The sequence below is a fragment of the Enterococcus sp. DIV1096b genome (assembly GCF_050498765.1).
In the GTDB taxonomy this organism is placed as follows: Bacteria; Bacillota; Bacilli; order Lactobacillales; family Enterococcaceae; genus Enterococcus_D; species Enterococcus_D entomosocium.
This window is the reverse complement of record NZ_JBMHEK010000001.1, coordinates 2,853,968-2,867,909: the sequence shown is the minus strand read 5'-3', so window position 1 is coordinate 2,867,909 and position 13,942 is coordinate 2,853,968. Positions and strand designations below refer to the sequence as shown.

General features: G+C 41.8%; 13 protein-coding genes. 12 read left to right on the top strand and 1 reads right to left on the bottom strand.

Translation table 11 applies throughout. The annotated features are described in order from the left end of the window. Positions 1-34: 34 nt before the first annotated feature. From IGJ17_RS13465 to rbsK, 8 genes are all read left to right on the top strand, one after another. Positions 35-691 (top strand): SGNH/GDSL hydrolase family protein, encoded by a 657-nt coding sequence (locus IGJ17_RS13465; RefSeq protein WP_086316534.1) that lies wholly within the window; start codon positions 35-37, stop codon positions 689-691. Beyond that, complete coding sequence (locus IGJ17_RS13460) at positions 688-2,154, top strand: alpha-L-fucosidase (RefSeq protein WP_016612761.1); 1,467 nt, start codon at positions 688-690, stop codon at positions 2,152-2,154. Before IGJ17_RS13465 ends, IGJ17_RS13460 begins: the two co-directional genes overlap by 4 nt. A gap of 10 nt (positions 2,155-2,164) precedes the next feature. Beyond that, the gene (locus tag IGJ17_RS13455; RefSeq protein ID WP_008380605.1) at positions 2,165-2,974 is read left to right on the top strand and encodes an alpha/beta hydrolase; all 810 of its coding nucleotides are present in this window, start codon (positions 2,165-2,167) and stop codon (positions 2,972-2,974) included. Positions 2,975-3,125: 151 nt separating this feature from the next. Further along, entirely contained in the window at positions 3,126-4,139 is a 1,014-nt protein-coding gene (locus IGJ17_RS13450; protein WP_008380606.1) for a LacI family DNA-binding transcriptional regulator, read from the top strand. Positions 4,140-4,279: 140 nt separating this feature from the next. Then, positions 4,280-5,200 (top strand): ribonucleoside hydrolase RihC, encoded by a 921-nt coding sequence (gene rihC / locus IGJ17_RS13445; RefSeq protein ID WP_429961514.1) that lies wholly within the window; start codon positions 4,280-4,282, stop codon positions 5,198-5,200. Positions 5,201-5,212: 12 nt separating this feature from the next. After that, positions 5,213-6,583, top strand: coding sequence for a C4-dicarboxylate transporter DcuC (gene dcuC / locus IGJ17_RS13440; protein WP_005234077.1), 1,371 nt, complete (start codon positions 5,213-5,215; stop codon positions 6,581-6,583). 4 nt (positions 6,584-6,587) lie between these two features. After that, the gene (locus IGJ17_RS13435; RefSeq protein ID WP_086332659.1) at positions 6,588-7,082 is read left to right on the top strand and encodes a GNAT family N-acetyltransferase; all 495 of its coding nucleotides are present in this window, start codon (positions 6,588-6,590) and stop codon (positions 7,080-7,082) included. Between the two features lie 4 nt (positions 7,083-7,086). Next, positions 7,087-8,016 carry a ribokinase gene (gene rbsK, locus IGJ17_RS13430; protein WP_429961513.1) on the top strand — a complete coding sequence of 310 codons (930 nt, stop codon included), beginning with the start codon at positions 7,087-7,089 and terminating at the stop codon, positions 8,014-8,016. Between the two features lie 91 nt (positions 8,017-8,107). Here rbsK and IGJ17_RS13425 read toward each other — a convergent pair whose 3' ends face one another. Then, a complete protein-coding gene (locus tag IGJ17_RS13425) occupies positions 8,108-9,322 on the bottom strand; it encodes an amidohydrolase family protein (RefSeq protein WP_429961512.1) in 1,215 nt (404 codons plus the stop codon). Positions 9,323-9,551: 229 nt separating this feature from the next. On the opposite strand from IGJ17_RS13425, the gene IGJ17_RS13420 reads away from it, so the two are divergent. From IGJ17_RS13420 to IGJ17_RS13405, 4 genes are read left to right on the top strand one after another with little or no spacing between them, the layout of a single operon-like run. Further along, entirely contained in the window at positions 9,552-9,965 is a 414-nt protein-coding gene (locus tag IGJ17_RS13420) for an RDD family protein (protein ID WP_005234081.1), read from the top strand. Further along, positions 9,943-10,236 (top strand): hypothetical protein, encoded by a 294-nt coding sequence (locus IGJ17_RS13415; protein ID WP_005234082.1) that lies wholly within the window; start codon positions 9,943-9,945, stop codon positions 10,234-10,236. Before IGJ17_RS13420 ends, IGJ17_RS13415 begins: the two co-directional genes overlap by 23 nt. Before the next feature lie 50 nt (positions 10,237-10,286). Continuing rightward, positions 10,287-12,614 carry a glycoside hydrolase family 65 protein gene (locus IGJ17_RS13410; protein WP_429961511.1) on the top strand — a complete coding sequence of 776 codons (2,328 nt, stop codon included), beginning with the start codon at positions 10,287-10,289 and terminating at the stop codon, positions 12,612-12,614. An 11-nt stretch (positions 12,615-12,625) separates the two neighbouring features. Beyond that, positions 12,626-13,903, top strand: a complete 1,278-nt coding sequence (locus tag IGJ17_RS13405; RefSeq protein ID WP_429961510.1) for a sugar ABC transporter substrate-binding protein — start codon at positions 12,626-12,628, stop codon at positions 13,901-13,903. The last annotated feature ends 39 nt before the right edge of the window (positions 13,904-13,942 follow it).

Genomic DNA, 13,942 nt, shown 5'->3' with positions numbered 1-13,942 from the left:
GCGGATCAGTCTTCTTTCTTTAAGGAGGAAAACAATGATAGTGGATAAAAAAGATCGTCTGCTTTTTATGGGGGATTCGATCACAGATAGTAATCGAAATTATCAAGCGATACCTGCGGGATGGTCGTCATGGGGGGACGGCTATGTTCATCTGATCAACGCCTATACCACAGCATTACTCCCACAAATGGAATTAATGATCGTTAACCGAGGCATCAGTGGAGATACAGTCGTCGATTTGAAGAAGCGTTGGAAGGATGATGTATCGGCATTTCAACCAGATTGGGTAACGATCATGATCGGTGTAAATGATGTGTGGCGGCATTTTGATGGCACATTTGCTCAAACGGAACTGGTGGGGATTGAAAGATTTGAATCAGAGTTGCGTGATTTGATCGCTCAGACATTACCGAGTGTCAAAGGAATGATTCTCTTGACCCCGTTTATGGTTGAAGCCAACAAAGAAGATCCACTAAGAAAAATGCTTACCAACTACCAACACGTGCTTGCTAAAGTAGCGCAAGAGTATGGTATCCTTTTAGGAGATACGCAGGAAAAGTTTGATGATTTTTTGCTTTATCAGTCATCCTATGTCTTAAGCAGTGATCGTGTGCATCCGTCGACTGCAGGACATGTGTTGATTGCAAAAACATGGCTGGAAACAGTCGGTATTTTGGAGGAAAGACCATGATCACAGTAGAAACGATCCACCAAGTCGCGCATCAAGGCCCCTTTTTCCCAAATTGGCAATCTTTGGGCGCTTTTGTTCTACCGGAATGGTTCCCCAAAGCAAAATTTGGGGTCTTCATTCATTGGGGATTGTATAGTGTTCCTGCATTTAATAACGAGTGGTACTCCAGAAATATGTACATCAAAGACCATCCGGAATACGATCACCATATCAACACCTACGGTCCGCAAAAAAACTTCGGCTACAAAGACTTTATTCCCATATTTACTGCAGAAAAATTCGATGCAAATGAGTGGATTCGACTGATCAAACAAGCCGGTGCCAATTATCTTTTTCCCGTTGCAGAACATCACGATGGGTTTCAGATGTACAAAAGCGAGCTTTCTGAATGGAATGCGGCAGTTATGGGACCGAAAAAAGATATTCTTGCGGAATTAAAAGAAGCAGCTGAGGAACAAGGCCTGCATTTTTGCACCTCATCTCATCGTGCCGAACATTGGTTTTTCATGGGACATGGTAAGGAATTTGACAGCGACATCAAGGAACCGTTAGAAAAAGGCGACTTTTATTGGCCTGCTATGCCAGAACCTGATAATCAAGATTTGTATAGCGAGCCATATCCCTCAAAAGAGTTTTTAGATGATTGGCTACTGCGAACCTGTGAACTCGTCGACAACTATCAACCAGAGCTGCTGTATTTTGATTGGTGGATCCAACACGAAGCCTTCAAGGAGCACCTGCAAGTTTTCGCTGCTTACTATTACAATCGTGGGGCTGAATGGGGCAAAAAAGTTGGTATCTGCTACAAACACGATGCCATGATGTTTGGTAGTGGTATTGTGGAGATCGAACGGGGAAAATTTGCCGAACCACAACCTTTTTACTGGCAAACAGATACAGCGATCGCTCGCAATTCATGGTGTTATACCACAACGTTGGATTACAAAACAACGCGTGAGATTTTACAGGATTTGATCGAAGTCGTCAGTAAAAATGGCAATCTTCTTTTGAATATCGGGCCGAAAGGGAATGGTTCGATCCCAGAAAAAGATCAAACGATCTTAAAAGAAATCGGTGCGTGGCTGGATGTAAACGGTGAAGCCATTTATGAAGCGAAACCATGGCGCAAAGCCGGGGAAGGACCCACGACCGTTGTCTCAGGCCAATTTCAAGAGGCACAGGCGACGACATACACGAGCCAGGATTTCCGCTTTACGGTTCAGGGGGATTCGTTGTATGCTATTGGCATGGCAAGTCCTGAGAATGGACACGCAAGGATCCAAGCACTGGCCCAGTCTAAAGATCAAAATTTGCCAGAATTTCACGGCATCATCCAAACCGTGACGATTCTAGGACACGAAGAACAGCCTATTGATTGGCAAGTGACCGATGAAGGCTTGCAACTAACTTTTGAACCAATTGAAACCGACCAACCAATCGTCTATAAAATTACAATGAAATGAGGCGCAATCCGTGATACATGAAAAAAGAACCGCACTTTTACCAGAAAGCCAAGCCAGTTTAACCACGTATGTCATGGAAAATTCTCCTGAAATGGAACCAGATCGTGTTCGACCAGCGGTCATCATCTGTCCTGGCGGCGGCTATGAAATGTTGTCTGATCGCGAAGCGGAACCCATCGCCATCAAAATGATGAGCTTTGGTTTCCAAGCCTTTGTGTTGCATTATAGTATCAAACCGGCTGTCTATCCGTTAGCCTTAAAGGAATTGGCGGCTGCCGTTCGTCTTGTCCGCACCAATCATGAGGTCTGGCACGTCGATCCTGAAAAAATCATTGTTGCCGGTTTTTCAGCTGGCGGTCACTTAGCTGCTAATCTGGGTGTGTCTTGGCAGCAACCTTTTCTAGCAGAGGCTTTACAAGGAGCCAATGAAGAATGGCGACCTAACGGGTTACTGTTGAGTTATCCGGTCTTATCTAGTGGTGAACTTGGGCACCAAGATTCCTTCCGTTCATTATTAGCAGATCGCTATGAAACAGAAAAAGCGGCTTTGTCTTTAGAGACTTTAGTCAATGAACAGACACCGCCGACGTTTCTTTGGCATACGTTAGAAGATGGATTAGTCTTGGCGGAAAACAGCCTCCTTTTTGCCGAACAGCTGCGCAAATTTAATATACCTTATGAGCTGCACATTTTCCCTCGCGGTGGTCATGGACTAAGTTTAGGAACACCGGAAACCGCCAACGGCAATCAACACGGGATCGAAGCATCGGTTGTCCGTTGGCCAGAATTGTTTGCTGATTGGGTGAGGTGGAACATCTAAGAGGAATTCAAAAAAACAGTATAATCTTTAATCAATCATCTTTGTCTAATTCTCAAATCCATTTTTTCAGCAGTATAAAAAGGATTTACTGAAAACACAAGATTGAGTGCTTGGTTCATTTACAAAATTAGGAAAGTGAAAGGAGTATTCAGTGAAAGTCAGATTAAAAGACATTGCAAAAGAAGTAGGTGTATCGATCGCAGCCGTTTCTCAAGTGTTAAATGACAAACCGATTCGGATCACAGAAGAAAAAAAACAGCAAATCAAGCGCTTGGCGGCAGAAAACAATTATACGCCGAATGCTGCGGCTAAAAGCCTGGTTTTGAAAAAAACCAATACGATCGGACTGATCATCCCAGATATCAACAATCCTTTTTTTGCCAACTTGGCCAAGGTCTTAGAAGATTTGCTGCGAAAACAGGGGTATCTGCTGATTTTGGTCAACTCAGATGATAAAGTTGACGTTGAGAAGGAATTGATTCAGCTCCTGATTGACCGCAACGTTGATGCGTTGATCATCGCCCTTTCAACCGAATCCTACGCGGATGAGGTACAAACCAAAGAACGATTGAAGAATCTTTCGGTTCCAATCGTTTTGGTTGATAGAGGAATAGATAACTTTGAGGTCGATCAAGTCTTTTATAATAATCGGCATGGGGGATACATTGCTACCAGTGAGCTAATAAAAAAAGGACACAAAAAGATTGGTACGATGATGAACCCTGATAAAAATATCAATTGTGTGTATCGATACCAAGGCTATTTAGATGCGCTGAAGGAATTCAATCTCCAACGAAAAGACAGTTGGCATGTGGTAACAAAGTTCCAATTTGAAGACGCCTATGAAAAAGCAGACATTCTCTTAAAAAACCGAGATGTAACCGGCATTGTTGCTGGCAACGACTTGATTGCATTGGGAATTATGAAGCGTGCCAAAGAACTAGGAATCAAGGTTCCAGAGGATGTTTCGATCGTAGGATACGACAATCTTGTTTTGAATGATCTTTTAGAAGTATCTCTAACGTCTGTGGAACAAGATGTAAATGATTTAGGTGAAAAAACGGTTCTTGCCTTGATGAATGCAATCAGCGGACAGAAGCCACGTTACGTCCAATTGACACCTAGATTGATAAAAAAGAACAGTGTGACTGAAAGAGTTTCCTAGCGAAACTCTTTTTTTACTATTGACAGCGCTTTAAAACGATGCTATTCTTTGTGTGAACATTAGATAAAACGCTTTATCAGATGTTCGCTTTTTTTAGAAAAATGATAAAACGTTTTATCAAAAGTGAGAGGAGAATACGTATGTCAAAAAAAGAAGTCATTATTGATACGGATCCGGGGATCGATGATGCAGTTGCGTTGGGAATTGCTCTATTTAGTGAAGGCTTGGAGGTCAAGTTGATCACGACAGTGGCCGGAAATGTCGGTATTGAACATGTCACCAATAATTTACTGAAACTGCTTTCCTTTTGGGATTTGTCGATTCCAGCAACACAAGGTGCATCTCAGCCACTAACGCGAGCAGTCAAAGATGCCAGCGATGTTCATGGGGTCACAGGAATGGCCGGCTATTCATTTCCAGAACCAGATCGTTCATTGCTGCTGGAAACTTCAGCTGTGGAAGCGATGTATCAAACGATCAAAAAGAATAAAGAAAAAATCACAATTGTCGCATTAGGTCCTCTAACGAATATTGCTCTTTTGCTTAAGATTTATCCAGAAGTCAAAGAAAAAATCGATGAGATCGTTTTAATGGGCGGAGCCTTAGGCAGAGGAAACTTTGGTGTATTGTCAGAGTTCAATATTGCGATTGACCCCGAGGCTGCAACGATTGTTTTTGAGAGCGGCTTACCACTTTCTGTAGCACCATTAGATGTGGGCGCAAAAGCGCTTGTTTACCCAGAAGACAGCGCAAAAATCAAAGAAATGAATCAAACCGGAGATATGATGGTTCAATTATTCAAAAAATACCGTGGTGGCAGTTTTGGCACGGGGCTGAAAATGTATGACAGTTGTGCGATTGCTTATCTTTTGTGTCCAGAGATGTTCACTGTTCAAGAGACTTTTGTTGCGATCGAAACACAAGGAGCCTACACAGCAGGTGCGACAATTGTCGATCTCAACAATCGTCTGAAGCAGAAAAACAATTGCCGTGTTTGTGTCGATATCGATGAAGCGCTCTTTAAAGAATGGTTTTTACAGGCAATCAGCAAGTGTAAATAGGAGGGGAAAGAAATGATAGAAGCGATTTTAGTACTCGTTGTTTTGGGGATCGTCGGATATTTTATTATTAAGAGTTATAATCCAGCATTGATTTTGATTATTGGGGCACTTGTCTTGCTTTGTGCATCCGTTGCTTTAGGAAATCCGCTTTACCCAGAAGGCGAAGGGACTGGCTTGGCCTTATTCGATATTTTTTTAAAGCTTAAAGATACGATCATCTCTCAAGTAAGTTCTGCTGGTCTAGTGATCATGATCTTATTCGGATATTCAGGTTATATGAATCTCATTGGTGCCAATCAAAAAGCTGTCAATATCCTGGTTCAGCCAATGACCAAAATCAAGTCTAAGGCATTATTTATTCCGATCGTTTTCTTATTAGGGAATTTGATGTCGTTAGTCGTCCCAAGTGCATCTAGTTTGGCAATAATTTTGATGGCAATCCTTTATCCACTGCTTCAAGGGATTGGTATCTCTTCCTTAACAGCAGCCGGTGTTATCGCAATGACTGCCACGATCATGCCGACGCCATTAGGTGCGGATAATGTGATTGCGGCTCAGACATTGAATTACAACATCTTAACTTATGTTCTGTACCATGCGAAAATTTCCATCCCAACATTGCTGATCATGGCCATTGTTCATTACTTTTGGCAAACGTATTGTGATAAAAAAGAAGGCAAAGATGCCTTTGTAGAACTAAAAGAAATTGAAAGTAAGTCAGAAGAAACGGCTGTTCCTGGATTTTATGCAATTTTACCACTCCTTCCTTTGGTGTTGATCATTATCGTTGGTATAATCGGTATATTCAAAGAAGGTGTAACAATGGATATTTTCGTCCTAACGATGATTTCCTTTTTTGTCGCATTACTGATTGAATGTTTGAGAAAGAAATCTTTCAAAATCGCGCAAGAAAGTGCAGTGGAACTATTCAAAGGAATGGGACAAGGGTTTAGTCAAGTAGTCATGTTGGTTGTGGGTGGATCATTATTTACCACAGCTATCCAAAGCTTAGGAGTGATTGATTCACTAATGAGTGCGGTAGAAAATTCTCAATCTGCTGGCGTGTTAACGGCATTGATATTCAGCGGCGCAACCGCATTGTTCGGTATTTTGAGTGGCGGAGGATTGGCGATGTTTTACGCTGTGATTGAACTGATTCCCGATATTGCCGCTAAAGCGGGAATTGACGGGATTTTGATCGCCTTGCCAATGCAGATGATCGCCAATCTTGGCAGAACGATCTCACCAGTTGCCGCTGTAATTATGATTGTGTCTTCTTCAATCGACGTCAGCCCTGTTCGGTTACTGAAACGAACCAGCGTTCCAACGATCGTTGGGATTATAGCAGTGGTCATTTTGTCGTTGGTATTGCTCCCTTACTAGAGTCATGAATGAACTTCAAAGGGCGTCACGACAAGAATTAGCAGAGATTTTTCAAATGTTCATCGAAGCAAAGCAGCAGATGAATAGAAGGAAAATCTACCAGTGGACTGATACTTATCCCTCCCTAGAAATCTTAGCGAAGGATATCGAGAAAAAGGAACTGTTTGTGTTGAAGGATGAAAATAAAAACATTGTAAGTGCCGGTGTTTTGTCAGTTGACTCATTGTCAAATTGTAGCAAAGAATATCATGGGATAAGAACGATTCAGCGACTCGTTGCGAGACCATCTCAAGCGGGGCAAGGCTTTGGCCGCCAGTGGATCAGAAGCTGTTTGGAACAACAGTGTGATGAAGGGGAAACACTTCTTTCAATCACAAATCATACCAATCTGCCCATGCAGCGATTATTTGTAAAAACAGGGTTTTTAAAGGTTGGTGAAACGACCATTGAGGGTCGGGAAGCCTTTGGTCCTTTTTATATATTCAAGAGAAATAGGTGATTTTTTGAGTAAGATAACGATTTTAGGTAGTGTGAACATGGATATCGTGATCACGACAACACGAATGCCGAGGATCGGCGAAACGATCATTGGGGAGCAAATTGATTATTTTGTCGGGGGCAAAGGAGCAAATCAAGCAGTGGCAGCTTCTCGTTACGGTGCATCATCAAAATTTTTAGGGAAAATCGGGGAAGATACTTTTGGGGAAAAGGTTCTTCAGCACCTCAGCAGAGAAGCTCTCGATTTATCGGCTGTTTCCCGTGAAAAAAATATGTTCACAGGAATTGCGAGTATTTTTAAATTAGCAGAGGATAATTGTATCACTGTCGTCCCCGGTGCGAATGGACTGATCGATGAAGCCTACGTTCAGCAAACAATCAGTGAACTTTCACAAGGGGATATCTTACTTACTCAACTGGAAATTCCTGTGGAAACAATCAAACAAGCATTGATTCTTGCCAAGAAAAAAGGAGTTCTAACGATTTTGAATCCTGCTCCTTACAATGAAATCGTACCGGAACTCCTGCCGTATATTGATATTTTGACACCAAATGAAACGGAATTTGCCGCTTTGATCGGTAAAGAGGCCATTTTGGAAGACGAAATTGAGCAGGTCATTGCTGATTGGCAAAAAAAATATGCCACGCGAATCGTTGTCACACGAGGAAGCAAAGGGGTAACATTTGTAGAAAAGTCACAAGTTGTGACGATTCCATCGAACAAAGTTTCAGTTGTAGACACTACCGGTGCGGGGGATACCTTTAATGGCATCTTGGCAGCAGCTTTAGGGGAAGGAGCCGATTTTTATGAAGCCGTTTGTATGGCGAATAATGGAGCTAGTCTGTCCGTTCAAAAGCTGGGGGCTCAAACAGGAATGCCACTAAAAAGTGAAATAGAAGAGTTTATGAAGCAGCAGGTTGATTCATTTACCTGAAAGACTATGTACAATTAGCAAACGACTATTCCTGAAAAAAGGCATCTGCGCCTCTAAAAAGAAGCGCAGATGCCTTTTATATAGGTAAGATTTATGCGGTGAAAACAACTGTTCCTTGATAAAAGCTTTTGCTGACGAAGCCTTTACGGGCAACGAATTCTGCCGTACAAGTAGCTGGTGTCAGTAAGAAATCAGCCGAATCACCAACCTTAGGCCATTGCTGCACACCGTTTTTATCCAACGGGACTTTGCCATCCGTGACTAAACCTAATGCTTGCGTCAAGTCTTCCTGACTTTTGACGGCAAAAATCTCTAAATAGCGGGCCAGTTTTTCTTGTAAAGAACCATCTCCTAGAGAAGACCAAGAATCATAGACGTTGTCGCAACCAATATGAACAGCAACGCCATAGCTTTGCAATTCCTTAAGCGGTGGAATCGTGCCAGGGCTGATGGGAATACTTGAAATGATGTGGATCTCTAAATCTGCTAAGGCTTGAAAGACTTCTTTGCGTTCTGTGCCTTCAAAGTCATTTAGACCAAAGGCGTGACTGATCGCCACATTTCCTTGCATATTGAATTCCTTCGTCAAACGAATCATTTCTTTGACGGTCGCTCTGCCAGCTTCTTGCCGATCGTGAAGATGGAGGTCAATCCCGACATGTCCTTTTTGAGCAAGTTCAAAAGTTGTCCGTAAGGAAGCCTGGTAATCTTGATCGAGTGTATAAGGATCAACACCGCCAATAAAAGATGCTTTGCCCGTTGCTAAGGCTTCTTCAATCAAAGAAGCAGCATTTGAGCGCAATAAGCCATGTTGTGGGAATAAGACCAACTCCGAGCCAAAAGGTTGTTCGGCAACTAATTCGGTAATCGCATCAAAATAACGCAGCTGAGTCATTGGTTCAATATCAATATGTGAGCGGAACATCACCGCACCATGAGGCAGTTCTAAATCGATCAGCGCTTGTCCGCGTTCTTTGATCGATAACGGCAAGGCATCTAATTGGGGAATCTCAGTTTCAAATCGTTCCACCAAGCTAGCTGCCGGCGTTACTGGACGCCAAGGAGTACCTAATTTACTTTTGTCCAAATGACAATGTTTTTCGATCAATCCTGGCAACAATAACTGATTTCCCCCATCAATGATCGTCGCTTCGCTTGATGCCTGCCATTCGGTCATCGGCACGATCTTCGCTATTTTTCCATCATTGATTCCGATTGCTGTATTTTCTGTTTTGGTTCCATAAGACCAATCGCCTTCTTTTAAATAACTCGTCTCAAGTTGTACATTTGTAAGCCATAAATCCAAGAAATCGCCTTCTTTCGTATTTGCTTCATGGTATCACAAGTAAAGCTGGTTCCCAACCAAATCGCTTGCAAAAAAACAGACAATCTAAAACGTTTTAGTATTTACGCGATTTTCCATTAGGAAATCGGAAAAAATAAACATTATTTTTTATGAAAACGCTTGAATAGAGAAAAGATGTCTGGTAATATGTGAATGTAACGAAAAGGTTTTCGAAAAAAGGGGGACAAATATGCTGTTACTAAGATTGCTAGCATTTTTGATTGATTGCATGATCATTTTTTTACCAAGTACCATGCTTAGCTATCTCCTAATGGTACCTGCTGGAGTAACGATTGTCTTGCCACAACTTCTCTTTGTGGTCTACAACATGATTTGTTTGAGTAGTTTTGAGGGGAAAACGATTGGCAAACATTTTGCGAAACTCGTTGTTTTTACGAATCAACGTAATTTATTAACTGTAGGAATGAGGGAAGTAGCAAAATTGCTCTACTTTTTACCAATGATCGGTTGGTTGTTTTTCACTGGTTCTTTCTTCCTCTATCTAGGTACGAAAAAAACGTTACACGACATTTTAGGACAAAGTGTAGTGGGGTTCAATAAGAAACAGGGGAATGATCAGTATGAACGAAACCTCCTTCGATGAGTTGTTAACAGGGAATCCTTTATTGGAGATCAATACACAAGCGCTACTTTTGTTAGTTATTTTTGCTTGGGCTAGTGCTAGTCTTATTGCTTGGAAGTGGCGAAACGAATACCAAGCCGCAAAAATAATTAGAGATTATGCTTACTATGCGCCACTCCACTTGATCGTAGGATGGGTGTTTCTTAACGCAGCAATTGTCCTAGTAATTGGTAGTTATTTCATGGGCTTGATTGTACTTTTGTTTCGGTCCAATAACTATTTTTATAAATAAAAAATTTTTGAAAGAAACTAAAACGTTTTCTGAAGAAATAGGAGGAAAAAATGGAGACAGCGATGCAGTATTTAAAAGAAGACCCTTGGAAAATTACGGAAAAGACCTTTGATACAAAATGGTTAGGCAAAGCAGAAGCCATCATGTGTTTGGGCAACGGGTATCTGGGGATGCGCTCTGTGACAGAAGAGAAATATGTTGGCGAAACGCGTAATCTTTTTGTTGCAGGAACCTTTAATAAATTCGACGAAAATGAAGTGACTGAGCTTCCTAATGTGCCGGATATGATTGGAATGGAGCTCCTTTTTGATGGCGAACGATTAGATTTATCAAAAGGCAAATATTCAAACTATTCACGTGTCTTAAATTTGAGAACTGGGGAACTCACGCGCTCCTTTCAATGGAAACATGGTCAGATTAATGTCGAACTGACCTTTAAGCGATGTGTTTCCTTTGCCCAAAAGCATGTGTTTGCGCAACAAGTGCTGGTCGAAAATTTAGGAAAAGAAGTCACGTTGGAAATTATTTCTGGTATTGACGGACAAAAGACAAATAGCGGCTCACAGCATTTTACTGAAGGTGACAAATCATTAACAGAAAATCGTTTCTTACAAATGATGCCAAAGACCACTCAATCTAAGATCGCCTTTGTTCTTTCGACAGCACATAATCTAGAAAAAACAGAAGATTGCTATGATGGAACCAAGAAGCGGATCGAGATGGGAAGACGGAAAATCTACAATCGTTACTGGCAAACCTTGGCACCTAATGAGACGTTGAAGCTTGAGAAGTTTTCTTCTGTTTATACCACGATCGATAAAGAGCATTTAGGAAAGACACCACAAGATTTGAAGAAGATTGCCCTTGAAGAGCTGAAAGAGATTCGCAAAAACGGCTATCAGGAATTAGCAAAAGCTTCAGCAGCGGCATGGGACAAAGAAGTCTGGTCCGTCTTTCCAATCAAAATCAAGACAGAGAACACACTAGATCAATTAGCGATTCATTTTGCAAAATATCATCTACATGTGATGACACCAGCCCATGACGAACGCATGAACATAGGTGCCAAAGGCCTATCTGGGGAAGGGTACAAAGGACATACCTTTTGGGATACAGAGATTTTTATGCTGCCATATTTTACCTTCACACACCCAGAAATCGCCAAAAAATTAGTGACTTATCGCTATTTAGGTTTGGCTGGTGCCCATAAAAAAGCTACTGAGAACGGCTATCAAGGCGCCCAATTTCCGTGGGAAGCTGCTTGGCCTGAAGATGGTGAGACTACGCCAGTTTGGGGCGCTGCGGATATCCTTACGGGCTTACCAACGAAAATTTGGTCAGGATTTATTGAACAGCATATTACCAGCGATGTCACCTACGGCATCAAACAATTTATTGATGTAACGAATGATCAACAATTTGCATGGGAAAAAGGCTATGAAGTGATTTTTGATACGGCGATCTTCTGGGCGAGTCGTTTAGAGTGGTCCGAAGAAAACCAGCGCTTTGAAATTTTAGACGTAGTCGGACCAGATGAATATAAGGAGCATGTCGATAATAATGCTTTCACGAATCTTACTGCGCACTGGAACATTCAATTAGCTATTTCATTGTATGAAGAGTTGAAAAAGAACCAGCCAGAACAATTTACGAAACTAGCTGAAAAATTACCATTAAATGAAGCTTATCAAGAATGGCAAGCAAAAGTAGCTGCTATTTATTTACCGCAACCGAATGAAGCGGGAATCATCCCGCAAGACGATACCTATTTGACGAAAAAAGAGATCGATCTCACGAAATATAAAAATGATTCGCAAGTAGGCACACTGTTCCATGAGTATAACTTAGAACAGGTCAACGAGATGCAAGTTTCGAAACAAGCGGATGTTCTTTTGCTCTTGTTCTTATTTGAGAACCTTTTTCCAAAAGAAGAGAAACGGTTGAATTGGGATTACTATGAGCCGAAAACGTTGCATGATTCTTCCTTATCCTTATCGACACATGCCATCCTCGCTGCTGATTTAGGGGAAATAGCACTTTCTTATGATTTGTTTCAACAAGCAATCAACATTGATATGGGAGAAAATATGCTGTCTTCCAATGAAGGGATTCATGCAGCATCACTCGGCGGTATTTGGCAAATGACGGTCTTCGGCTATGGTGGTGTCCGTTGTTTAGACGGCCAGTTAAGAATCGAACCACATTTACCAAAGGCTTGGGAAGCACTTGAATTTGGTATTATGTGGCACCAACAGCCATTAAAGATTGAGGTCACACAGGAAGGTTTTACGGTCACCAACCATGGGGAGCAAGCGATTGAGTTTATCGCTTTTGATAAGGTTTATCTGCTTGAAGAACAAATCAAAATCACTTTTTAGGGGGAAATAAAATGACTGGATGGAAAAAAGTAGTAGGAACAGGGCTTCTATTGTCTGCAGCAGTGGTGCTGGCAGCTTGTGGGGGAAACGAAGACACCAGTAGTTCGACAGATCAGACGGATTTCACAGGGGATTCGTTAACGATCGGTGTTTGGGGTGGCAACGAGGCAGAAGAAAAATCGTTGGATGAGATGATCCAATCTTTTGAAGAAGCAACGGGTGCAACAGTTGAAAAGAAAGTATATACCGATTATAATACCCAAATTCAAGCTGACATGGCTGGTAGAACGGCACCAGATGTCTTTTACGTGGATGCCTATATGTTCCCATGGTTCTCAGAGAATGGCACACTTGCAGAACTGGATCCGGCTAATTTTGAAAGTGAGCAGTTTTATGATAGCTTGATCGATGCTTTTACGACTTCGGATGGACAACTGCAGGCTGTTCCCAAAGATATGTCAACTTTAGCACTCTATTTCAATACAGCGATTTTTGAAGAAGCGGGTGTGTCGATCGATGAAGTGCCAGACACACTTGAAGCGTATGTTGAGTGGCTGCCGTCGTTCCAAGAAAAAATCAATGAGGCGTATGGTGACGGAAATGTTTTTGCCATGAGCTATAACCAAGATATGGCTCGCAACTATCATCTTGCAACGCGGGAAAATGCTCAACCAATCAATGAAGATGGGATGGCTAATTTGGCTGATCCAGCAGTAGTTGATAATCTTTCTATTTTAAAAGAGTTGGTCGATACGAAAGCAGCTGTTACACCGCAAGATATCGGAACAGGTTGGAACGGCGAAGCTTTTGGTTCTGGAAAAATTGCGATCATGGATGAAGGAAACTGGGTGTATGAGACACTTAAGACAGAATTTCCTGATATTCCTTTTGTTGTAAAAGAAATGCCAACGTATAAAGGAACGGAAGGGTCAATGATGTTTTCTGTCGGTTGGGGAAAATATGTTGGGACTGAAAAAAGTGCCTTGGCAGATAAATGGATTCAACACGCTACTGGTCAAAGCGGTATGCAAGCATGGGTTGAAGGAACCGGGACATTACCTAGTCGTCAAGATGTAGCAGATGCGGCCAAAATCACAGAAAACAGTGACTTGAATGTTCACCTAGAGGCTTGGGATTATGCAACGATTTGGCAAAAGGGCACCACTTTAGATACGATCAACAAAGCCTATCAAAACTTTTTACCGAATGCTTTAAATGGAAACATGACCTTTGAAGAAGCAATGGAAGCTGCTGATGAACAAGCGAACGCAGATATTACAGCAAACTAGTCTGAATTTGAACGAGGGAGAGGAACTCCTCTCTCTTTT